Origin of the sequence: Microbacterium sp. LMC-P-041 (genome assembly GCF_030209555.1) — a bacterium.
GTDB lineage: Bacteria > Actinomycetota > Actinomycetes > Actinomycetales > Microbacteriaceae > Microbacterium.
This window is the reverse complement of record NZ_JARVRV010000001.1, coordinates 465,541-486,696: the sequence shown is the minus strand read 5'-3', so window position 1 is coordinate 486,696 and position 21,156 is coordinate 465,541. Positions and strand designations below refer to the sequence as shown.

20 protein-coding genes are annotated in these 21,156 nt (G+C 68.7%); 11 read left to right on the top strand and 9 right to left on the bottom strand.

Annotated elements, in window-relative coordinates; translation table 11 throughout:
• Nucleotides 1-18: 18 nt before the first annotated feature.
• Genes QRN21_RS02385 through pseB form a run of 3 tightly spaced genes read right to left on the bottom strand, consistent with a single transcriptional unit; the run spans nucleotide 19 to nucleotide 2,863 of the window.
• Nucleotides 19-861, bottom strand: a complete 843-nt coding sequence (locus QRN21_RS02385; protein WP_285363043.1) for a cytidylyltransferase domain-containing protein — start codon at nucleotides 859-861, stop codon at nucleotides 19-21.
• On the bottom strand, nucleotides 747-1,871 hold the full coding sequence (locus QRN21_RS02380) for a DegT/DnrJ/EryC1/StrS family aminotransferase (RefSeq protein ID WP_056278194.1): 1,125 nt from the start codon (nucleotides 1,869-1,871) through the stop codon (nucleotides 747-749). Before QRN21_RS02380 ends, QRN21_RS02385 begins: the two co-directional genes overlap by 115 nt.
• A gap of 2 nt (nucleotides 1,872-1,873) precedes the next feature.
• Nucleotides 1,874-2,863, bottom strand: coding sequence for a UDP-N-acetylglucosamine 4,6-dehydratase (inverting) (pseB, locus tag QRN21_RS02375; RefSeq protein WP_056278197.1), 990 nt, complete (start codon nucleotides 2,861-2,863; stop codon nucleotides 1,874-1,876).
• Nucleotides 2,864-2,969: 106 nt separating this feature from the next.
• Here pseB and QRN21_RS02370 point away from each other — a divergent pair, with 106 nt between their 5' ends.
• Nucleotides 2,970-4,454: a GNAT family N-acetyltransferase gene (locus QRN21_RS02370; RefSeq protein WP_285363042.1), complete on the top strand. Its 1,485-nt coding sequence runs from the start codon at nucleotides 2,970-2,972 to the stop codon at nucleotides 4,452-4,454.
• A gap of 9 nt (nucleotides 4,455-4,463) precedes the next feature.
• Here the strand turns inward: QRN21_RS02370 and pseI are convergent, their stop codons facing one another.
• Nucleotides 4,464-5,525: a pseudaminic acid synthase gene (gene pseI / locus QRN21_RS02365; protein WP_285363041.1), complete on the bottom strand. Its 1,062-nt coding sequence runs from the start codon at nucleotides 5,523-5,525 to the stop codon at nucleotides 4,464-4,466.
• A 92-nt stretch (nucleotides 5,526-5,617) separates the two neighbouring features.
• Here pseI and QRN21_RS02360 point away from each other — a divergent pair, with 92 nt between their 5' ends.
• Together QRN21_RS02360 and QRN21_RS02355 are read left to right on the top strand one after the other, a co-directional pair.
• Nucleotides 5,618-6,307: a glycosyltransferase family 29 protein gene (locus tag QRN21_RS02360; protein ID WP_285363040.1), complete on the top strand. Its 690-nt coding sequence runs from the start codon at nucleotides 5,618-5,620 to the stop codon at nucleotides 6,305-6,307.
• Between the two features lie 43 nt (nucleotides 6,308-6,350).
• Nucleotides 6,351-6,716 carry a hypothetical protein gene (locus QRN21_RS02355; protein ID WP_053095645.1) on the top strand — a complete coding sequence of 122 codons (366 nt, stop codon included), beginning with the start codon at nucleotides 6,351-6,353 and terminating at the stop codon, nucleotides 6,714-6,716.
• Nucleotides 6,717-6,745: 29 nt separating this feature from the next.
• On the opposite strand, the gene QRN21_RS02350 is transcribed toward QRN21_RS02355, so the two are convergent.
• The 4 genes from QRN21_RS02350 to QRN21_RS02335 all read right to left on the bottom strand — a co-directional run bounded on the left by QRN21_RS02350 (nucleotide 6,746) and on the right by QRN21_RS02335 (nucleotide 11,130).
• Nucleotides 6,746-7,360 (bottom strand): hypothetical protein, encoded by a 615-nt coding sequence (locus QRN21_RS02350; RefSeq protein WP_285363039.1) that lies wholly within the window; start codon nucleotides 7,358-7,360, stop codon nucleotides 6,746-6,748.
• Between the two features lie 4 nt (nucleotides 7,361-7,364).
• Complete coding sequence (locus QRN21_RS02345) at nucleotides 7,365-8,321, bottom strand: glycosyltransferase family 2 protein (protein WP_053095647.1); 957 nt, start codon at nucleotides 8,319-8,321, stop codon at nucleotides 7,365-7,367.
• Nucleotides 8,322-8,419: 98 nt separating this feature from the next.
• Nucleotides 8,420-9,718, bottom strand: coding sequence for an O-antigen ligase family protein (locus QRN21_RS02340; protein ID WP_053095648.1), 1,299 nt, complete (start codon nucleotides 9,716-9,718; stop codon nucleotides 8,420-8,422).
• A complete protein-coding gene (locus tag QRN21_RS02335; RefSeq protein WP_285363038.1) occupies nucleotides 9,715-11,130 on the bottom strand; it encodes an O-antigen ligase family protein in 1,416 nt (471 codons plus the stop codon). The genes QRN21_RS02340 and QRN21_RS02335 overlap by 4 nt, the downstream gene beginning before the upstream one ends.
• A gap of 84 nt (nucleotides 11,131-11,214) precedes the next feature.
• Here QRN21_RS02335 and manA point away from each other — a divergent pair, with 84 nt between their 5' ends.
• The 4 genes from manA to QRN21_RS02315 all read left to right on the top strand — a co-directional run bounded on the left by manA (nucleotide 11,215) and on the right by QRN21_RS02315 (nucleotide 17,286).
• On the top strand, nucleotides 11,215-12,357 hold the full coding sequence (manA, locus tag QRN21_RS02330) for a mannose-6-phosphate isomerase, class I (RefSeq protein WP_285363037.1): 1,143 nt from the start codon (nucleotides 11,215-11,217) through the stop codon (nucleotides 12,355-12,357).
• A gap of 158 nt (nucleotides 12,358-12,515) precedes the next feature.
• A complete protein-coding gene (locus QRN21_RS02325; protein ID WP_072591048.1) occupies nucleotides 12,516-12,833 on the top strand; it encodes a WhiB family transcriptional regulator in 318 nt (105 codons plus the stop codon).
• Between the two features lie 92 nt (nucleotides 12,834-12,925).
• The gene (locus QRN21_RS02320; RefSeq protein WP_285363036.1) at nucleotides 12,926-15,907 is read left to right on the top strand and encodes a glycosyltransferase; all 2,982 of its coding nucleotides are present in this window, start codon (nucleotides 12,926-12,928) and stop codon (nucleotides 15,905-15,907) included.
• A complete protein-coding gene (locus QRN21_RS02315) occupies nucleotides 15,904-17,286 on the top strand; it encodes a DUF5719 family protein (protein ID WP_285363035.1) in 1,383 nt (460 codons plus the stop codon). The genes QRN21_RS02320 and QRN21_RS02315 overlap by 4 nt, the downstream gene beginning before the upstream one ends.
• A gap of 30 nt (nucleotides 17,287-17,316) precedes the next feature.
• Here QRN21_RS02315 and QRN21_RS02310 read toward each other — a convergent pair whose 3' ends face one another.
• The gene (locus tag QRN21_RS02310) at nucleotides 17,317-17,658 is read right to left on the bottom strand and encodes a metallopeptidase family protein (protein ID WP_053095652.1); all 342 of its coding nucleotides are present in this window, start codon (nucleotides 17,656-17,658) and stop codon (nucleotides 17,317-17,319) included.
• Between the two features lie 165 nt (nucleotides 17,659-17,823).
• Between QRN21_RS02310 and QRN21_RS02305 the strand changes: the two genes are divergently transcribed.
• The 4 genes from QRN21_RS02305 (at nucleotide 17,824) to QRN21_RS02290 (ending at nucleotide 21,132) form a co-directional block, all read left to right on the top strand.
• Nucleotides 17,824-18,030, top strand: a complete 207-nt coding sequence (locus QRN21_RS02305) for a DUF3499 family protein (RefSeq protein ID WP_053095653.1) — start codon at nucleotides 17,824-17,826, stop codon at nucleotides 18,028-18,030.
• Between the two features lie 80 nt (nucleotides 18,031-18,110).
• Nucleotides 18,111-19,070: an efflux RND transporter periplasmic adaptor subunit gene (locus QRN21_RS02300; RefSeq protein WP_230100638.1), complete on the top strand. Its 960-nt coding sequence runs from the start codon at nucleotides 18,111-18,113 to the stop codon at nucleotides 19,068-19,070.
• A complete protein-coding gene (locus tag QRN21_RS02295) occupies nucleotides 19,067-19,921 on the top strand; it encodes an ABC transporter ATP-binding protein (protein WP_285363177.1) in 855 nt (284 codons plus the stop codon). Before QRN21_RS02300 ends, QRN21_RS02295 begins: the two co-directional genes overlap by 4 nt.
• Nucleotides 19,918-21,132 (top strand): ABC transporter permease, encoded by a 1,215-nt coding sequence (locus QRN21_RS02290; RefSeq protein ID WP_053095654.1) that lies wholly within the window; start codon nucleotides 19,918-19,920, stop codon nucleotides 21,130-21,132. Before QRN21_RS02295 ends, QRN21_RS02290 begins: the two co-directional genes overlap by 4 nt.
• The last annotated feature ends 24 nt before the right edge of the window (nucleotides 21,133-21,156 follow it).

Here is a 21,156-nt window from a genome sequence, read left to right as displayed (position 1 = left end):
TCGCCGGCGATCTCCCGGTCATTCCCCGAGCTTCTTCTGTTCGACGTGCGCGTTCAACGCGGCGAGCTCGGGATGCGCGTCGAGCACCGCCACGATCCCGGTCGCGTCCAGCGACGCGGCACCGTGCTCTTCGATCAGCCTGCGGATGACCGTCAGGTCCTCCGGAGTGTCCAGCGTCACCCGATAGCGCGAGGCATCGACGTCCTGCGTGATCGAGTGGATGTTCGCCCGCGGTGACCCGCCCGCGTAGAGATAAGGGGTGACGTGCTCGCGCTCCGCCGGCTCGGTGGCGTTCCTGTCGGCGTCGGCGAGAGCGGCCGCGGAGAACACCTCGAAGTCGAAGCCTCGCGGGTACGTGCGCTGGAGGACGTTGGAGACATGAGCGTGAGGATCGTCCAGCTCGATGAATCGACGGACGCCTTCGAGGACCACGGCGGGATCGATCAGCGGGCAGTCCGACGTCACTCGGACGACGACATCCAACTCGGCGGAGGAAGCCGCCCCCGCGAACCGACTCAGCACATCGGTCTCGCTGCCGCGGAACACGTCGATGCCGCGTGCGTGCCCGAGCGCGGCGAGAGGGTCGTCTGCGGCGTTCGTGGTGGTGGCGAGCACGATCGGCAGATCGGTGGCGGCGAGCCTGTCGAGGTGGTGGTCGAGCATGGAGCGGCCGCCGGCCGGGATCAGCACCTTCCCCGGAAGACGGGTGCTGGTCATCCGCGCCTGCGTGATGATCCCGATCCGCGTCAACGCAGAGCCCTGAGGAGCGACTCGACGACCTGGTCGACCTGGTCGTCGGTGAGCTCGGGGTGGATGGGGAGCGAGAGCTCCTCGGCGTAGAAGGCCTCCGCGTTCGGGCACATTCCGCGGCGATAACCGGCGTCCGCGTATACCGGGTGCCAGTACACGGGCATGTAGTTGACCTGCACCCCGATGCCGTCCGCGCGCATCCGGTCGAAGACCGTCCGACGGCGTCCGTCGAGGATGCGCACCGGATAGAGATGCCGGATCAGCTCGACGTCGTCACGCTGGATCGGAGTACGGACCCCGTCGACGCCTGCGAGAGCCGCGTCGTAGCGCCGCGTGATCTCGGCGCGTCGCCGCCGGAACGAGTCGAGCCGCGCCAGCTGGGCGATCCCGAGTGCACAGGCGATGTCGTCGAGGCGATAGTTGAACCCGAACTCATGGACTTCCTGATGCCACGCGCCTTCCGTCGTCATCGCGAAGCGATCGGCATCCCGCACCAGCCCGATGAAGTGGAACTCATGGGCGCGCTGGGCGATCTTCGGATCCTTGGCGACGAGCGCACCGCCCTCGCCGGTCGTGAGGTTCTTCGTCGGGAAGAACGAGAACGTCGTCAGGTCCGCGAGATCGCCGACCGGCCGACCCCGGTACGTGCTGCCGATCGAATGGGCGGCGTCGTCGAGGACGAGCGCGTCCACACGCGCCGCGATCTCTGTCAGTCTGTCGTAGTCGGCGGGGTGTCCCGCATAGTCCACGGCGGCGATCACCTTGGTGCGTTCATCGACGAGGGCGTCGACCGCGTCCGGGTCGATGAGCGCTGTGTCCTCCTCGACGTCTGCGAAGACGATGTCGGCCCCGAGGACCGACGCCATCGAGGTCGTGGCGATGAAGGTCATCGGAGTCGAGATCACGGTGTCTCCGTGCGTGACCCCCGCAGCCGCGTACGCCATGTGCAGCGCCGCCGTGCCCGAGGTCGCGGTGACCGCCCGGTGCCCGCCGGCGATCTCGCCGAGTCGCGCTTCGAACGCGGCCACTGCCGGGCCGGTCGTGAGCCAGTCGCCACGGAGCACCTCGACGACGGCCTGGATGTCCTCCTCGGAGATCGACTGCCGTCCGTAGGGCAGCATCGTCAGATCCCCGCCTCGATGATCTCGGAGATCTCCTGCTGCGAGTACCACTGATCGTTGCTGTCCGACCGGTACGCGAAGCCCTCCGGCACGGGCACGGCTCCGGCGGGCATCTGATAGCCCCAGGACGCGAGGTCGGGCTGGATGATGAAGTACTTCCCATCGCTGACCGTGACGGCGCGACGGCCCTCTTCCGGGCTGATCATCTCCTCGTGGAGCTTCTCGCCCGGACGCAGGCCCACATCGACGAGTTCCGCTCCCGGCACGACGGCGTGGGCGAGATCGGTGACCTTCATCGACGGGATCCGCGGAACGAGGAGCTCGCCGCCCTGCATGAGCTCGAACGTGTCGATCACCATCTCGACCGCCTGGGGGAGTGTGATGAAGAACCGCGTGCATCGAAGATCAGTGATGGGAAGCGGCTTTCCCTCGGCACCCAGGCGGGAGAAGAAGGGAATGACCGAGCCGCGGGATCCCATGACGTTGCCGTAGCGGACCACCGCGAACCGCGTGTCGTACGCGGCTGCGTAGTGATTGCCGGTGATGAAGAGCTTGTCGGCCGTGAGCTTGGTCGCACCGTAGAGGTTGATCGGACTCGAGGCCTTGTCGGTCGACAGCGCGACGACGCGCTTCACACCGGCGTCGATCGACGCCTCGATCACGTTCTGGCTGCCGAGGATGTTCGTCTTCACGAACTCGAACGGGTTGTACTCGGCCGTGTCCACCTGCTTGAGGGCAGCGGCGTGAACGACGTAGTCGACGCCGTGCAGCGCGCGAGCGAGTCGCCTCTCGTCGCGGATGTCGCCGATGAACCACCGGAGTCGAGGGTCGTCGCCGAACTGCTGCCGCACCTCGTACTGCTTGAGTTCGTCGCGCGAGAAGATGACGAGACGCCGGGGATTTATGTGGGTCAGGGCGTGACGTATGAACGCCTTGCCGAACGACCCGGTGCCGCCAGTGATGAGGATGCTCGCGCCCTCGAGAACCGACACTCTGTCTCCTCAGCGTTGTCGTGATGGCACGGATGCTCGGGTTGTTCCATGCCCGGCCTATCCTATCGGGTGGGCGCAGCCGCGCCCCCGAGGAGAGGGACGTGTGATGAGCGGGCGACGGGTCCTCCTGCACTGCAATGCCGGTGTCGAGGCGGGCATGGGGCACCTCATGCGCACTCTCACCATCGCCCGCGAGGCGCGGGACCGGGGGTGGGCGGCGTCGGTGTTCGGCGATGTGGATGCGGTCGGCGCGGAGGTCCTGCGCCGGATGGATCCGGAACTCGAGCTGCTCACCGTGGACGGCGCCGCGGCGAGCCTCGGCGACTTCGCGGAGCTCGGGCGGGACGCCGACGTGATCCATCTGGACACCTATCGCGAAGTCCCCGATCTCTCGTCCCTCGCAGTGCTGCTCAGCAACATGCAGGATGGTCCGTTCGGTGTGCGCGATGCCGATCTGGCCATCGATGCCAATCTGGCGTCCGAGCGCACCTTCGCGAGTCCTGAACGCAGCCGGAGTCATCTGGCCGGGATCGACGCGGCTGTCGTACGCGCTCAGGTGCTCGCTCAGCGTGACGCCCGGAAAACGGCGGCGGCAGCGCCTCGCGTGCTGATCGTGATGGGCGGCACGGACCCTCACGGCGTGACCGCGCGCGTCGTCGCCGCGTTCGATCGCGTTCCTTCTCCGGTGGAGATCACGGTGATCGACCCCCGGCGGCGTCCCGACGTGCTGTCCGCGGCGGGGTCCTCGCGTCATGCCGTCCAGGTCCTCGGCTTCGTCGAGGACCTCCCCGCGATCGCCGCGTCCCACGACCTGGCCGTGACGGCTGCCGGCACCTCGGTCTGGGACTTCGCGTGCATGGGTCTTCCCATGGCGCTCGTCTGCGTGGCGGACAACCAGCGGGTCGGCTACCGTCAGGTCGTCGAACAGGGGCTCGCGGTGGGCCTCGGGGAGCCGCCCCATCACGGACTCGAGGAGAGGATCGGCGCGCTCGCCGATCTCCTGGCTTCTCCGGCATCGCTCGCCCGGACGGCCGCCGAGCTGAAGCGGACCGTCGACGGACTCGGGAGCTGGCGGATCGTGGCGTCCTGGGAACAGCTGCTGACGACCCGCCCTTCCGTCGAGCCTCCCTCCGGACTCGTCGCCCGTGCGGCGAACGTCGACGACGGGCGGAGACTGTTCGAGTGGCGCAACGACCCGGAGGTCCGCTCCGGCTCGCGCTCACGCGGCGAGATCGACTGGAGATCGCACACCGATTGGCTCGCGCGAAGCCTGCGGAACCCCGACCGGCGACTCCTGATCGTCGAGTCCGACGGAGTGCCGGTCGCCACCTGCCGATGGGACCGACGGTCGGCCGACGAGTGGGAGATCTCGATCACGGTCGCACCCGAGAGCCGTGGCCGCGGGCTGGCGGCATCGGTGCTCCGGGCCGCGGAGCGAGCCCTCGCCGCACAGCCGCCGGTGCGCATGGTGGCCACCGTGCACGGCGACAACGTCGCATCACGACGATTGTTCGAGCGCGCCGGCTATCTGCCGTACCTGCCCGCCGACGATGCCGGCTTCCTCACCCTCGCCCGGTGGCGGCTCTCGTAGGAGCGCGGTCTAGAGCGCATCCCAGGTCAGCGGGGTGCCGCGTTCGACGTCTCGCGTGAACGTGCGTCCGCTCACCAGAGCGAAGTCATCGGGGCGGAGTCCGCCGGCGGGGCGGATCGACCGCACGTTCTCGGGTCCCACGGTGTCGCCCGCTCGGACGTCGGCGACGACGAACAGCGAACGGCGAAGGGCGAGCACCGCTTCTTCCTGAGCGGTCGGTCCGAAGGACACACCGCTCGCGGACGCGACGCGCGCCTGTTCGGAGGCCACGACGAGAGCGCTGAACTCGTCGGGCGTGAGAGAGAAGTCCGCGTCGACGCCGCCGTCTGTTCGATCGAGCGTGACGTGCTTCTCGATCACGACCGCGCCGAGGGCCGCAGCGGCGACCGCGACCCCGATCCCGAGCGTGTGGTCCGAGAGTCCCACCGGCACGTCGAAGGCGTCTCGGAGCGCCGCGATGTTGCCCAGTCGCGCCTCTTCGGGAACCGCGGGGTAGGCCGCTGTGCAGGCCAGCAGCACGAGCTGGGTGCCTCCGGCACCGCGGATGGCGGTCACCGCCGCATCGATCTCCGAGAGCGTCGCCATGCCGGTCGACACGATCATCGGCTTACCGGCGCGGGCGACCTCCCGGAGGAGCGGGATGTCGACGATCTCAGCGGATGCCGTCTTGTAGATCTCGACCCCCAGCTCTTCGAGGAACGAGACCGAGCTCGGATCGAAGGGCGTCGAGAAGGGGATGAGTCCGTGGCTGCGCGCGCGATCGAAGATCGGCGCATGCCACTCCCACGGCGTGTGAGCCTCCTGGTAGAGGGAATAGAGGTTCCTGCCGCCCCAGAGCCCGTGGTCGCTCGCGACCCGGAATGCGGGCTTGTCGGAGTCGATCGTGAGCGTGTCGGCGGTGTAAGTCTGGATCTTGAGAGCGTCGGCGCCGGTGGCGGCGACCGCGTCGACGATCGCGAGCGCCCGATCGATGTCGCCGTTGTGGTTTCCCGACATCTCAGCGATCGTGAACACGGGGGAGCCGGTGCCGATGCTCGCCGTGGAGAGCGGGATGGTCTGCGAAGAAGTCACGCCGACAACTCTAGACGCGTCCTCTCCGTGACTCGCCGCCCCGCCGATGGGACAGCCGCCGCGGTGCCCTAAGCTGAGGTCTCATGGGGCGTGTGACGGATCTTGTCGGTGATGACAGGGCGATTGCCGGAGAGGTCGACTTCTACGACCGACTTCGTCCGCTCGTCACGGCATACGGACGAGCGGATACCGCTCGTCGGATCGCCGTCGTCGGAAATCAGCCGCTCGAGCCGTCCGACGAGCGCGCCGCGATGATCGACACGGCTGACATCGTGTTCCGAGTCAACGGCTTCCGTGTCGACGACGTCGACGGCATGCCGTCGGTGGGTCGGCGCGCCGACGTCGTCGTGTTCAATCGTGGTGTGCGTCCGACGCCCTGGTTCTTCGAGGGCTACTCCGAGCGCCTCTACCTGATGATCGAACCCGGGCGCCTGCTCTGGGAGAACCCGAAGCTCCCGGCCTTCTGGCCCGCGGATCTCGGAATCGTGACGATGCCGAACCGCGAGGTGGTGCTGCCACTCGGCGAGGCGATGGGAGCCGATCCGCGCAGCGGTGGCCAGTGGGCGACGACGGGGACGGTGATGCTCTGGATCGCCACCCGCCTGTTCCCGGACGCCACGGTCGATGCGGCCGGATTCTCCTTCGTCGACGCGCCGGATCAGACATCATGGAACCACGCCTACGGAGACCCCTCGGCGGTCGGAGCAGAGCACCGGATCGACCTGGAGTCGGCGCTCGTGCGGCGCTGGATCGACTCCGGCCGCGTCACGTATCACCGCTGAATCCCACAGACCATCGACAATCACCCGAATGATTGAGGACTGAATGCTGAACCGACTCCGTCGCAGACTCGACGCCGTCGTCGAACGCCGTGTAGACGCGAGAGTGGACGCCCGCATGGGGCGTGCTCTCGAGCAGGTCGAACACGCGCAGCGCGACTACGAGGCACGCCTCGCGGGAACCCAGGCCGACTTCTCTTACATCAGATCCGAGTTCGATCGCATCGCTCCTCAGGTCGCCGCGCTCGAGCAGCGGTTCGAGTGGCTGCGCGTGCGCCTCGATGTGGCTGATCTGGAAGCCGACGAGGCGCTCAGCCGCGCCCAGTCGGAGCACGAGCGCGCGCGACTGCGCCTCGAACTCGCGGCGCACTACGAGGAGCGCCTGCGCCGCCTCGAGTCCGACGGCGACTGAGCCGAACGGATCGGGCCGCCGCCGCGGGGTCAGAGCCCGACGAGGCCTCGAAGCTGATTCGCAGCCGAGCGTGCGCTGTCGACGCTCGGCTGCATCCCTGCGGCCGCGTCGGAGTGCAGCGAGGTGAGCGCCTGGTCGTACTCGCTCAGCGCGCTGCCCCAGGCGGATTCGATGGATGAGGGCGGAGCGCTCTCGCCGAGCCGCTGCGCGTCGGCCTGGAGGCTCTCGATGACCTCGGTCGCGTCCTGTCCACTGGACTCGCTGACGATCTGCAGTCCTGTCAGCGCATCATCGAGCCAGCCCTGAACCTGTCCGCGGAAGGCGTCGACCGAGGGGTCCGCGACGGGGGGCGGGGTCGTGATCGGTGTCATCGTCGGCGCGGGCTCCGCCGTCGGCTGAGGGGTCTCGGTCTGCGTCGGCGACGCTGACGGGGACGGGGATGTCGATGCCGACGCGGAAGGGGAGGGCGAGCCGCTGGCTCCCGGAGTCGGGGTCTCGCCCCGCGGGAGGAGGAAGAACAGCAGCACGCCCACGATGACGAGCACGGCGACGACGAGCCCGACGATGAGCCAGACACGACCACGATTGCTCGGCTTCGGCTCCAGTGGCGCCCAGCGGAGTTCCGGCTGCGGTTCGTCGGTCATGCGGTCAGTCCTCCAGAGCGGGCATGGGCGTCCAGGAGCGATCGCGGCCGAGCTTGCCGCCCTCCTTGAGTCCCCGGAACAGATTGCTCGTCCCTCGCACCGTGCGCTCGACGAAGAGGAGGCGGATGAGCTCCTTCGCGAACGTCATCGACGTCCCGAGGCCGAACAGCACGGGGTTGTAGTTGCGGTGAACGCGGTAGTACTGCTTGATGTACGCCCGGTTGCGCATGATGTAGAACCGGTAGGCGTTGCTCGAGGCGTTCATGTGGCGGATGCCCATGTCCCACTGCTTGATCTCGCGAGTGCGTCGCAGGACGAATTCGTCGACGATCACCGCAGTGGTCTTGCGCGAGGCGAGCCACCCGTACATCTGGTCATCCCAGTAGATGAAGAAGCGGTGGTCGGGCAGACCGATCTGCTTCACGATGGACCGATGGATGAACATGCCTTCGAAGCATCCGCTGTTCATCTCCTTGTAGCCCGACGCATCGAACCCGGACGGCGCGAACGGGATCGGGATGCCCATGCGCTCGGCGATCCGGTACTGCCAGTAGAACTCGCTGCCGTCGTAGTCGTACCGGCGGCCCTGGATGCTCTTGAACCGCGGGGCCCACTTGCCCATCTTCGCCAGGCCGTCGGTCACGACCTCGACGTCGTCGTCCATCATCCAGATCCACTCCGAACCCAGCTCGTACGCCGTGCGCATGCCTTCGCTGAAGCCGCCCGACCCACCGGTGTTCGTCTCGAGGCGTCGGTAGATGATCTCGGTGCCGAGCCGAGGACGGAAGGAGTCGACGACCTCGGTGGTGTCGTCGGACGAGGCGTTGTCGATGATCACGACGTGGCCCGGCTTCGGGTCCATCGCCGTGATGCTCTCGAGGAGGCCGGTCAGGAGGTGAGACCGGTTGTACGTGACGATGACGATCGTCGCGGAGGCCGGGTCGAAGGGGGCGTGAGTCACGAGGTGAAATCTCCGGAGGCTCGGGGCCCGCAGGGCGCCGCGAGCAGATCCACCCTACCCGGAGCAGTTCGGAATCCGCCGAGGGCGCGGCGCGGAGGTCAGCGTTCGGGACGCAGCGTCGGGATCGCTCCGGTGTGCGCGGCGTCGATGTTCTCCCGCCACGACCTCGTCTGGCCGGCCCGCAGCGCACAGAGCACGAGCATGAACCAGCCCGCGCCGACGATCGTGAAGCTCTCGAACATCGACTCGACGGCGAGTGTGACGAGCATGAGCGGGGTCCAGGCGTAGACCACCGAACGCCGAGCACTCGCGACGAGCCAGGACCGGACGGTGGCGATGCCGCCGAACAGGAGGAAGAGCACGAGGCCGGCGGCACCCAGCTGCAGCAGGACGTCGAAGTACGCGTTCAGCGCGCTCTGGTGGTGGTCGTCGAGCAGGAAGTTGATGTACGTGAACGGGAACTCTCCGCGGGCCCACGCGCCGTACCAGCCCCACCCCTCGACCGGCTTGAGAGCGACGAAATCGAGGATCGTGTTCCACAGGGTCGCTCTGATCGAGAAATCCGACCCGGCATCGAGCAGCGCGATGATCACATGGCGCAGTGCGAACGCGGCAGCGAGGGCGAGAGCGACGAGGACACCGAGCACCCACTGCACGATGGTCCGCCGCTCGGGCGGGGTGTGGCGGACGATCGCGAGCGCGACGGCGACGACGCCGACTGCGGCCGCGAGCACGAGCACGGTGGGGGAGGAGGAGAAGAAGGCCAGCAGCGCCGCGAGCGCGATCGAGGGGATCGCGATGCGAGCGGTCAGCGACTGCGACCGCCACTCCACCACGAAAGTGATGAGTGCGATCACGGTGACGAAACCGAGCATGTTCCTGCTGCCGAAGATCCCCTGCACGGGTCCGCCGACGGCCAGGTCTCCCTGGATGCCGAGGAAGAGGAAGGGCGTGTCGAGCAGCACGCCGGAGAGGAGCTCCAGGCCCAGAGACACGAGGAGGAGGAACCTCAGCGAGTCGCCCAGGGCGCGGACGGTCTGGAGGGTGTCGCGGATGTGGCCGACGGTGATCGCCAGGAAGGCGAAGCCGAAGAGCTCCATCCAACCGAAAGCGGTGTCGGACTTGTCGGTCGTCCACACGATGCTGACGGCGGCCCACGCCAGGAAGGCCAGCAGCGACGACGGGGCGATCCGCAGCAGCGACAGCTCCTCCCTGCGCACCCACAGGATCCAGGCGCCGACGACGCACAGGACGGCGATGATCGTCGCGAGGGTGACCGATGAGGCGATGTGCTCGATCGCGAACGACGAGAAGACCGCTGTGAGGACCGCGATCGTATACGCGCGGGCGAACTCGGCCGAGCCGAGCAGATCGCTCAGACGACGTTCGGGCGTCACGGAACCCGCCGGCTTCGCTCGCCGCGCTCGATCACACGCTCGCGTTCACCGACGCCGACCAGGGGCACGACCTTGATCTTGAACGAGAGCAGGACCAGCAGCATCCAGCCCCAGAGCATGATCGGGGTCGATTCCGTCAGACCCTGCACGAGCAGCACGACCGTGAAGAGGCTCGGAAGCAGAGTGATCGCCGAATAGTCGCGGTCCGACCTCAGATCCCAGCGCGGGCGGTCGATGGCGAAGAACCACGAACGCCAGAGCAGGCTGAGATAGGCGAGAGCCATGAGGACAACCCCCACCACGCCCAGCTGCATCAGCACGTCGAGCCACATGTTGTGCGCGTGGAACACCGTGATGCCGTGATCCTCGATCCATCCGGCGAAGGCAGGATCGAAGGGAACCCAGGGACTCGAGAACCCGTTGCCGAAGATCGGATGCTCCGCGGCGCGCGCGAGGACCTTGTCCCAGATCTTGTCGGAGCGCCCGGTGAGGTCTGCGCTGCGACCGATGAGGGCGAACAGGGGTTCACGCAGGAGCCAGACGGCGGATCCGATGACCACGGCGCCGCCGATGAACAGCACATACAGTCGTGTTCGTGCGCCCGGAGACGTCGCGCGGCGCATCAGCAGGGCGACGACCAGGACTGCGGCGGCAGCGGCGGCGCACACGTATGCCGTCGCGGATCCGGCCCGGACGAGGAAGTATCCCGCGAGGAGGGCCCAGAGCGCGAGAGTGGTGCGCCAGCGCGTGCGCGCGGCGAACAGCACGCCGAAGGTGAGGATCGCGAACAGGCAGATGATGGCGAGCACGTTCGAATTGCCCACGATGCCCTGGATCCGGCCGCCGTCCACGAGGTTGCCGCGAACCCAGTACCAGTGGGCGTTGGTCTCGCCGTCCGGCCGCACGAAGAAGTTCGGCAGGATCGGAGCGTGGACGACAAGGGCGACCCACAGTTCGAGCGCGAGGGACAGGCCGAGGATCCACTTGAACGCGGAAGCGAGCGCCCGCACGATCTCGTGCCAGGTCAGCACATGGACGATGAAGAGCGCGTTCACCGTGACGGTGGCGAGCAGGACCCAGGTGATGATGGTCGCTCCGCGCCACTGAGACCACGCGACCGAGAGCAGGGCCAGCGTGGTGTACGCGACGGCGGCCCAGGGCAGGCGACGCCACGCGAACGCGGCAGGTCGCCGACGGGCGATCATCGGAACGCCGATGGAGAGCGTCGCGATCAGGAAGACGAGGAGGGTGATGAATGCGCCGATCTCGCCCACGAGGTTGTACACCGCCGAGTGCGCGAAGGTCGCGAACAGCACCAGGCCGATGTACCCGCGCAGCAGAAGATGCCCCGTGGACTCGCGCTCGGGAGCGGCGGGCGGGGCGGCGACCGGGTGCTTCGTGTATTGCGCCATCGCGTTCAGGCTACCGCGCGGAAGTCGGGAGTCACCGATGGGACGGTCGTGGCACGGTGGGTTCCCTGCCAATAGCCTGGTGGCATGCTGCTCAGTCTCTCGAATGCACCCCGTGACTACGCGTGGGGATCCCCGACGCTCCTGGCCGACCTGGAAGGCCGCACCCCCACGGGTGCGCCTGAGGCGGAGGTGTGGTTCGGCGACCACCCGGGAGACCCGTCCGACGTGCAGGGCGGCGGGACGCTGGACGCCGTCACGAGCGGTGCTCTGCCGTACCTGCTCAAGCTCCTCGCGGCCGCATCGCCCCTGTCCATCCAGGTGCACCCGACCGTCGAGCAGGCGAGAGCCGGGTGGGCGAGGGAATCGACGCTCGACGCCACGGACCCGACTCGCAACTACCGCGATGACAACCACAAGCCCGAGCTGATCGTCGCCCTGAGCGAACGGTTCGAATCCCTGAGCGGGCTGCGCCCCGTCGGCGACACCCTGGGTCTGCTGGGGGAGTTGGAGCAGAGCACCGGGGTCGAGGAACTCGCTGATCGTCTCCGCGGTGAGGGCGACGTCCTGCGCGACACGATCGGCTGGCTGCTGTCCGGCGATGCGCGGTCCGTGGTCGACGACGTCGTCGCCTCTGTGAGCGCGGCCGCAGCCTCCGCGTCGGGGGAATGGGCCGAGACGCTCCGCGGTGTGGCGGCGATCGCGGAGACCTATCCGGGAGACCCCGGTGTGGTCGTCGCGCTGCTCATGAACCACGTGGTGCTTCGCAGGGGCGAGGGCATCTTCCTGCGGGCCGGGCTCCTGCATGCCTACATCGCCGGTCTCGGAGTGGAGATCATGGCGGCGAGCGACAACGTCCTGCGCGGCGGTCTCACGCCCAAGCGCATCGATGTGGCCGAGCTGCTCTCGGTCCTCGACACGACGACCGGCGAGGTGCCCGTGCTGCGCCCGACGACGGATGGTGCGATCACGGAGTACCCGGTGCCCGTCGCGGACTTCTCGCTGAGAAGGGTCGAACTCGACGGCCAGGACGTCGTCATCGACGTGGACGGACCGACGATGGTCCTCGCGACGTCCGGTCGCGTCAGGGTGGGCGGTGCGGACGGTGCAGTGCTCGATGTTCCGATCGGCACCGTCGCGTTCGCGTCCGCCGACGAGGTTCGATTGACCGTTGGCGGCCAGGGCGAGGCGTTCGTCGCATCGCCCGGCGATCTCACCTCCGGCCGCTGACTCCTCGGGCGGACGTGCGACACGCCGTACGGAGGTCAAGAACCTTCAAGACCGGATTGAGGGTTTACGATCCGCGACTTGACCGATGGGAATGACACGGGTGTAATTAGTTGAGCACGGCCCGCCGAGGGGGCGGAATTTAGGGGTTGGAGAGCGAGATGACGGGTTACCGTTCAGACGTACCGGAGAACTGGTTCGTCGATCCGATCAACCTCGGTGTTCCCGGGGTACGCAAGGTCGAGACCGACGATGACAATGCTCTCGCATGGCAGAGCGATGCACTGTGCTCGCAGACTGATCCTGAGGCCTTCTTCCCCGAGAAGGGCGGATCGACCCGCGACGCCAAGAGGATCTGCACGTCCTGCGATGTTCGCGGCGAGTGCCTCGAGTACGCGCTCAACAACGACGAGCGCTTCGGAATCTGGGGCGGTCTCTCCGAGCGCGAGCGCCGCAAGCTCAAGCGTCGCGCGAGCTGACCCGGCAGTGATTCGTCCGCGTTCATAGCTTCGCGGCCACGCCGGGTCGGGTCAGCCCCCGATTCCTGTCGCACGCATAGGCTGACCACGTCATGCCAGCCCGAGTTCACGCAATCATCGTCGCGCGCCCCGGTTCCTCCGCCCGCGCGCAGCTGCTCCGCACACTCGATGCGTTGCGCTCCCAGACGACGCCCGCAGCCGCCATCACCCTGGTGATGTGCGGCGACGCGGCGTCGGCTCGCGAGAGCGAGGCCGTGACGAGCACAGTCGAGGGCATCATCCAGGCGCGCGGCAACACCTCATTCGCGGATGCCGTCGAACTCGCCCGACCCCGCATCCTCGAGGGCAGCGCCGTCTGGCTGCTTGCACAGGACACTGCTCCGCACCCGCGAGCGCTCGAGCGCCTGATCGGCACTCTCGAACGATCTCCGTCGGCGGCGATCGTGGCGCCCAAGCTCGTGCAGACCGACAACGACCGCGAGATCGTCTCTCTGGGCGTCAGCATGACGACTCTGGGGCGCTCGGTGGAGCTGGCCGGCGGCGAGCTCGACCAAGGACAGCACGATGCCAGCGACGACGCGCTCGGTGCGGACATCCGCGGCATGCTGATCCGCGGCGAGGTCCGCGATGCGCTGCGTCCGGATCCGGCGCTCGCGGGAGCCGACCTGGGTCTCGACCTCGGAGTCCGTGCCCGCCTCGGCGGCGGACGCGTCGTGCTCGCGCCCTCGGCCCGCGTATCCGTGTCACCGGACGGACCAGGGACACCTCCGACCGCGCGGGGCAGGCGCGCGTTCGCGACCAGACTCGCCCAGCTGCACCGCCGCCTCGCTTATGCCCCGGCGATCTCCGTCCCGCTGCACTGGCTCACTCTGCTTCCTCTCGCGCTCTGGCGATCCATGGCCGACCTGATCGGCAAGAGGCCGGAGGCCGTCGCGCCCGAGTGGGCGGCTGCGGTGACGGCGATGTTCCGCTTCGGCGCGATCGCGCGGTCTCGTTCTCGCATCCGCTCCTTCCGCACCTCGAGCTGGTCGAGCATCGCCCCGCTGCGTGTGAGCAGCTCCGATCTTCGTCGTCGGCTGGATGACGGCCACGGCAGCGAGGGCGGAGCGGTCAGTGAGCTCCGGTTCTTCTCGGGCGGCGGCGCCTGGGCGGTGCTTGGCGCCCTCGTCGTCAGCATCGCGACCTTCACCACGATCCTCGCGTGGCCCGTGCTCGGTGGCGGTGCGCTGCTTCCGCTGCGGTCGACGGTGGGTGCGCTGTGGAATGACGCCGCCTGGGGGCTGCGCGGTCTCGGAGTCGACGTCGTCGGCCCCGCGGACCCCTTCTCCGGAGTGCTCGCTGTGCTCGGCTCTCTCTGGCCGGCCGCCCCGTCGTTCTCCCTCGTGCTCCTCTGGGTGCTGGCGCTGCCCCTCGCCGTGCTCGGCGGCTGGTTCGCGGCCACGCGAGTGACCGATCGTGCGGGTCTGCGCATCTTCGCCGGAATCGTGTGGGCGCTCGCTCCCACCTTCCTCACCGCGCTCGTCGACGGTCGCCCCGCCGCTGTGCTGGTGCACCTCCTCCTGCCCTGGCTCTTCCACGCAGGGGCGGTGGCCCATCGTTCGTGGGGCGCGGCAGGTGCAGCATCGCTCCTCTTCGCCGCGGTCACGGCATGTGCGCCCTCGCTCGCCCCGGCACTCCTCCTGCTGTGGGTCGTGGCGCTCGGCATCACCCTCGCCGGCGCTCGTATCCGCGGAGCCGTCCGCCTGGTCTGGGTGCCGATTCCCGCCGTCGCCCTCTTCGCGCCGCTCGTGGTCTGGCAGCTGAGCCGCGGAGACATCCTCGCGGTGCTCGCGGATCCCGGCTCGATCTGGGCCGGTCCGCAGGCAGCGGCCGATGCCGCAGGCAGACTCGCGTTGGCCAGCGGATTCCCCAGCGGTGACATGGCCGGGTGGGCGACGTGGCTCGGCCTCGAGCTCGCGCCGTGGGTGGGGGTGCTGCTCGCCCCGCTCGCGCTCCTCGCTCTCGCATCAGCGGTCGCCCCGCGCTGGCGAGCCGGAATCACTCTTCTGCTCGTCGCGCTCTGCGGCCTGGCCACCGCGTTCTTGGCCGTGGGAGTCGCCGTGTCCTTCGCCCAAGGGACTCCCGTCGCCATCTGGCCGGGTTCGGGTCTCAGCCTCGCGTGGATCGGCGTCACCGGAGCCGCCCTCGTGACGCTCGACACCGCGGTGACCATGCCACGGGTCCGGGTGCTCAGCGCGGCGGTCGCCGGTCTTGCGATCGCCGTGTGCGCTGTTCCTGCCCTGGCCGCGGTCCACGCGGACGAGTCGGAGCTCCGAGACGGTCCCGCATCGACGCTGCCGGCGTATGTCGCAGCGCAGGCGGGTGCCGACCGTCAGATCGGAACCCTCGTGCTCACCCCGCAGAACGACGGCGGCCTGGCGACCGAGGTGGCGTGGGGCGGAAGCGAGACGCTGAGCGCCCAGACGACGATCCTCTCGACAGCGACGGAGCTGCGCGGCTCCGACCTCACGACGCTCGCGGTCGATCTGCTCTCGGCCAGGGACTTCGATGCGGCTGATGAGCTGGCTCGGACGGGGATCTCGTACGTCCTGCTCGCACAGGTCTCGGGCGAGGAGTCGGACCGTGCTCGCTCTCTGCGCACGGCCGCGGTGACATCGCTCGACCAGCGGGCCGGTTTCGTCCAGGCCGGCTCGACCGACCGTGGTGTGCTCTACAGGCTCGAGGCCGACGCCTCGCCACGGGCTCCGCTCTCGACCGCTCAGCAGGCGACAGCGCGCCTCGTGATCACGGTCCAGCTCGTGCTCGTGCTCGCGGCGCTGCTGCTGTCCGTGCCGACACGTGCGTCGCGGCGAGCAGCCCGCGCCCGCTCGCGCATCGTCGGACGAGCACCGGAAGAGCCGCTCGTGCTTCCTCGGCACCCCGAGGACCGCGACGGCGCCGCAGAACCGCACGGCGATCCCGAGGTCAGTGAGACAGCCGCAACAGCCGACGCCGCGCCCTCGGACGGGCCCGAGCCGGATGCGGCAGTCGAGGCCCAGCCGTCGACCGAACAGGGTGAGGAGGAGCGGCGATGACCCGCAACCGCGCATTCCGGGTGGCGGCGACCGGCGCTCGAGTCCTGACAGGCGCCGTCGTCGCAGGAGCGTGCGTCGTCGGTGTCGTCGTCGGCATCACCGCGCCGTGGCCGACTGTCTCGCACGAGCCCGCTCAGGCGCAGGTGGCGCCCCTTCCGGGTGACACCGTTCTCGTCTGCAACGGTGACCTTCGCGCTGTCGGTCGAGATCCCTCCAACCCGCTCGAGATGGTGTCGGCGGCGTCTCCCCAAGTGACCTCCGAGGGGTCGTCCGGGCGACCGGAGTCGAGTCCCCTGCCTGCGAAGGACCTCGCCGACGGCGGATCCGCGCAACGCCTCGTGGGCCCTGTCGAGGGACGCCAGGCGCCGCTGCTCGGCGCCACGGAGTCGGTCAGCGTGCAGGAGGCGGACCTGTTCGGTCTCGCCGCGGCGCCCTGCCGTCCTGCGGGCATCGAGTCGTGGCTCGTCGGCGGAACGGTCGCCACCGGGACCGAGGACCTGATCGTTCTCACGAACCCCGGGGTCGTGCCCTCCACTGTTTCTCTCGGCGTGTTCGGGTCTGCGCGGGCGTCCAGCACCGTGATCGTCCCCGCGGAGTCTCAGGTCGCGCTCGCGCTGTCATCGATCGCCGCCGGATCGGACTTCCCGATCGTCAAGGTGACCGCGACAGGGTCGCCCGTGCGCGCTGTACTGCAGTCGTCGCTCACCCGGACCCTCGATCCCTCGGGCATCGACCTGCAGGATGCCGTTCCCGCTGCGCAGCGTCAGCCGGTGCTCCCGGGCATCCAGGTCTACGAGAACCAGGGCGACAACGCAGACATGGCGGTTCTGCGGCTGATGTCACCCGAGGTCGATTCCCAGGCCGTCGTGACGGTCAGAGAGGTCGGTGCGTCCACGATCGCCGACGAGTTCACGGTTCCGCTCACCGCCGACGCGCCCACCGAGCTGTCGCTCTCCGCGCTGTCGCCGGGTGACTACACGATGAGCATCGAATCGGACAACCCTGTGCTCGCCGCGGTGCGGCAGCAGGATGTCGCCGGGCCGCAGGACGATTTCGCCTGGGTCACGCCGGCGCCGGAGCTCGAGGATGACGTGTACGTCGCCGTTCCTGCCGGGCCGACGCCTCGCCTCGTGCTCGCCAACGACGAGGATTCCGATGCGACGGTGCAGGTCGCATCGACATCGGGCGGAGAGCCCGTCGAGGTCACTGTCCCCGCCCACTCGTCGGCGTCGGTCGATGTGACGCCGCGCACGGTGTATGCGCTGTCGACCTCGGCGCCGGTGCATGCCTCCGTCACGATGAGCGCGCCCGGAGCGCTCGCGGTCTGGCCGGTATGGCCGGCTGCGGGAGCGCAGCAGAGCATCACCGTCTACCCGTGACCTGCGGACCGGCGAGGACGGTCTCTGAGCTCAGTGTTCGTGGCCGCCGAGGTCCCAGGGCTCGCGGCCGACGTACTCGGCCGCAGCTCTGAACACGGCGCTCTCGATCGCCATCCTGCGGTGGGCGGAGTCGTCGTGTCCCGGCGGCAGCAGCCGTTCGATGGGAAGCCGGAAGAGCACGATGCGCGCCTTCTCGTGATCGAGGTACCAGCGCGGGACCTCGTCTGCGGCCTCGAACGCGGGCATGGCGCCGATCTCGAACCGCACCTCCTGCAGTTCGGGCCAGGTTCCTCGAAGGAACTCCACCGCAGTGCCGACGGTCAGATCGAACCGGTCGATGCGCCCGTCGAGAGGGGCGAGTGGAGGGCGCACGACCTCGCTGCGTCCGAGCCGACCGTGGCGCCCGTGTCTGGCCCCGCGGCGGGGTGCGTCAGAGGTGCGGGAGCGACGGGGCATAGCGAAAGTCTAGGCCGAGTCCGACGGGCGCGGCGGCGCGGCATCCGCTCATCCGATGAACCTCGACGTAGCCTGGCGTGAATGGACGGAAGACTCTGCTCGAAGGTCGGCTGCGCGCGCGAGGCCGTGGCCACTCTCACCTACGACTACGGCGATCAGATGGCCGCGCTCGGGCCCCTGGGGATGGCGCGCCACCCGAACGCGCATGATCTGTGCGCACAGCATGCGGACCGCCTGTCCGTTCCCGCCGGATGGCTCGTCGTCCGGCACGAGGCGCTTCGCGCCTGATATACCGTCCGCATCGCCGACGGGGACACGCCGCCTCGGGGCGGGTGGGTCATCGACGCATGCCGATACGCTGACCGCGGATGCGCCAGGGCGGCGCCGCCGGAAAGGCAGCCGTGATCGTCTGGCGACGCTGGATCTTCCCTCTTCTTCTCGTTCTCGTCTTCGGCGCGTGCGCCGCGGCTCTCGTGAAGATCGCGTTCTTCCCGGACGCCACAGAGGCGATGGTCAGCCCCGAGTCGTCGATCGTCGATCCCGTCATCCCGGTCGAACGGGGCTCGGTGGTGAACGCTCTCACCCTGAGCGGCAACGTCGCACGCGATGACGCGTTCCCGGTGCGGTCGGAGATCACCGGAACGGTCATCGCGGTGCATGTCCCCGACGGGGCGACCGTCGCGGCGGGGCAGAAGCTCTTCACGATCAGGCAGGACGAGCCCAAGAAGGATGTGGACGTCGTCGCGCCGGAGGCCGGCGACGTCTCGGAGATCGCTCTCGTGAAGGGTCAGGCGACATCCACCGGAACCGAGATCTTCACGCTCACGCCCGCGCGCTACCACCTGCTCGCGACCGTCGAGCCGGTCCAGCTGTACCGCCTGGTGAATGCGCCGGCCGACGCATCGGTGACGATCACCGGGGGGCCCGCGCCGTTCGTGTGCACAGGAGTGCGGGTGCAGGTGAGCGCCGAGGGCACAGCGAGCGTGCGATGCGCGGTGCCCGGTGACCAGGTCGTCTTCGCCGGTCTGCCGGCGACGATGGATCTGGCGCTCGGGCAGGTGGACGACGCCCTGGTGGTGCCGGTCACCGCTGTGCAGGGTGGCGCGGGCACGGGCAACGTCTGGGTCGATGCCGGCGACGGCGCTGAACCGGAAGAGCGAGCGGTCGAGCTCGGCGTGAGTGACGGGGCCATGGTCGAGGTGGTCTCCGGCCTCGAAGAGGGGGAGTCGATCCGCCAGTTCGTCCCCGGCTTCGTCGCCCCGGTCGAGGAGGTCTGCTACGAGGTGGCTCCCGGAGTCGAGCAGTGCGACAGCGGGGTCAGCTGGTGACTCTCGTCGCGCTGAGCGATGTGACGAAGAGCGTGCGGCTCGCTGACGACTCGGAGCTGGAGATCCTGCGAGGGATCACGCTCGAGGTCAGTGCGGGTGATCACGTCTCGATCGTCGGCAGGTCGGGCTCCGGGAAGTCGACGCTGCTCAACATCCTCGGGATGCTCGACGCTCCGACCACCGGCTCCGTGTCGTTCGAGGATCGCGAAGTGCGTCGGATGCGGTCGGGGCGGCTGGACCGGCTGCGCGGCGACAACGTCGGCTTCGTGTTCCAACAGTTCAATCTGCTCCCGGGGCGCACCGCGCTCGACAATGTGATGATGCCACTCGGCCATGCGCGCGGTCGGCTGTTCTGGAACAGGAGGCAGATCGCCGCTGACATGCTCGAGAGAGTCGGCCTCGGTCATCGCATCGAGCAGATCGCCGATCGACTCTCGGGAGGAGAGCAGCAGCGGGTCGCGATCGCGAGGGCCCTCGTGCGCAGGCCCGTGCTGATCCTCGCGGACGAGCCGACCGGCGCACTCGACATCGACACGGGCGCGTCCGTCATGTCGCTGCTCGACGAGGTCGCGACCGAGACCGACGCGGCACTCGTGACCATCACGCACGACCTCCATGTGGCCGCCCGTGCCCGACGGCACTACCGACTCGACGCCGGGGTCCTCGAGCCTGCGGATCTCAGCCGCGCCTTCGAAGCCTCGACCCTCGCGGCGTCCGTTCCCTCCGCATCCGTTCCCTCTTCATCCGTCCCGTCCGCATCCGCACCGGCGGCTGCGTCCACCGGGGCCGAGATGCCGACACCCGACAGAATGCCGGCCATGCCGTACTCGCGTCGCGGAGCCGCGTCATGACCGGCATCCTCGGAGCGCTGTCGGATGCGTGGGCGGAGATCCGCGTCCACAAGCTGCGTGTGCTGCTCAGCCTGATCGGCATCGCGGTCTCGGTGGCAGCCCTCACCGGGGTCGTCGCCGTCTCGGAATATCAGCGTCAGTTCCAGGCGGAGCAGTCGGATCGCTGGGGAGGCAGGGCGGCGACCCTGGTCGTCACGATCAGCAGCGACGACGGGGCGCCGGTCGACTTCGACGCCTTCGATGAGAGGTTCACGCGCGTCACCGAGCGGTTCGAGTTCAGCCACACGGCCCGGATCGCGCAGGGCATGGTCGTTCCGGTGCAGCTGCCGGACGGCATCGTCGATGTCAACTCACGATTGATCGATCCGCTCTACTCCGAGATCCACCGCGAGCAGCTGCTCGTGGGCCGATGGATGCGGGATGCGGATGCCGACGCACTCTCCCCGCCCGTCGTGATCACGGAGGCGCTGTGGGATCGCATCGGTCGCACGCCCGTCGCGGAGCATCCGATTCTCACGCTCGCGGGGCCTGCGGGTGGCACTTATCAGGTCGTGGGTGTCGTGCCTCGCCAGGGGTTCGGAGACGAGGAGCTTCGGGTCGACATCCTCTACGACGCGTATCGTGCCCGCGTCGATGCTCTGCCGGAGGGCGCCTGGCCGCAGTACGAGGTCTGGCTCGGACAGGAGCAGGTCGACGAGATCGCACCCGTGCTCGCCATGGATCTTCGCGCAGGGCTCCCGGACGGGCAGACGGTGTCGGTCAGCCGGTCGGACTGGGCCGCCCAGCCCGGTGCGCTGGATGCGCAGGCGACGTTCGAGATGGTCACCGGCGGCATCGCTGCCGTGATCCTCGCGCTGGGAGCTCTGAGTCTGATCAACATCCAGCTCGTCGCGATGCGGCAGCGAGTGCGTGAGATCGGCGTACGTCGCGCATTCGGCGCCACCTCGGGCCGAGTCTTCTTCTCGGTCTTCCTCGAGAGCCTCGTCGCGACGACGGTGGCGGGGCTCGTCGGCATCGCGATCGTCGTCGCGGTGCTCCGTTCGGACTGGGTCGTCACCTCGCTGTTCTACGGGATCCAGGACGTGCCGCCGTTCCCGATGCGCGCGGCCTTCGTGGGGCTCGCCGCGTCGATTCTGGTGGGCGCCGTCGCCGGCTTCATCCCTGCACTGGTCGCCCTTCGCGTCAAGGTGATCGACGCGATCCGATTCTGACGGCGCCGGGGTTCGCGAAGAGAC

Excerpts from the sequence above, each read along its gene's own strand:
- QRN21_RS02380 (WP_056278194.1), bottom strand. The coding sequence starts at position 1,871 with ATGCTGCCCTACGGACGGCAGTCGATCTCCGAGGAGGACATCCAGGCC.
- QRN21_RS02370 (WP_285363042.1), top strand. The coding sequence starts at position 2,970 with ATGAGCGGGCGACGGGTCCTCCTGCACTGCAATGCCGGTGTCGAGGCG.
- QRN21_RS02355 (WP_053095645.1), top strand. The coding sequence starts at position 6,351 with ATGCTGAACCGACTCCGTCGCAGACTCGACGCCGTCGTCGAACGCCGT.
- QRN21_RS02350 (WP_285363039.1), bottom strand. The coding sequence starts at position 7,360 with ATGACCGACGAACCGCAGCCGGAACTCCGCTGGGCGCCACTGGAGCCG.
- QRN21_RS02335 (WP_285363038.1), bottom strand. The coding sequence starts at position 11,130 with ATGGCGCAATACACGAAGCACCCGGTCGCCGCCCCGCCCGCCGCTCCC.
- manA (WP_285363037.1), top strand. The coding sequence starts at position 11,215 with ATGCTGCTCAGTCTCTCGAATGCACCCCGTGACTACGCGTGGGGATCC.
- QRN21_RS02325 (WP_072591048.1), top strand. The coding sequence starts at position 12,516 with ATGACGGGTTACCGTTCAGACGTACCGGAGAACTGGTTCGTCGATCCG.
- QRN21_RS02320 (WP_285363036.1), top strand. The coding sequence starts at position 12,926 with ATGCCAGCCCGAGTTCACGCAATCATCGTCGCGCGCCCCGGTTCCTCC.
- QRN21_RS02315 (WP_285363035.1), top strand. The coding sequence starts at position 15,904 with ATGACCCGCAACCGCGCATTCCGGGTGGCGGCGACCGGCGCTCGAGTC.
- QRN21_RS02305 (WP_053095653.1), top strand. The coding sequence starts at position 17,824 with ATGGACGGAAGACTCTGCTCGAAGGTCGGCTGCGCGCGCGAGGCCGTG.
- QRN21_RS02300 (WP_230100638.1), top strand. The coding sequence starts at position 18,111 with ATGCGCCAGGGCGGCGCCGCCGGAAAGGCAGCCGTGATCGTCTGGCGA.
- QRN21_RS02290 (WP_053095654.1), top strand. The coding sequence starts at position 19,918 with ATGACCGGCATCCTCGGAGCGCTGTCGGATGCGTGGGCGGAGATCCGC.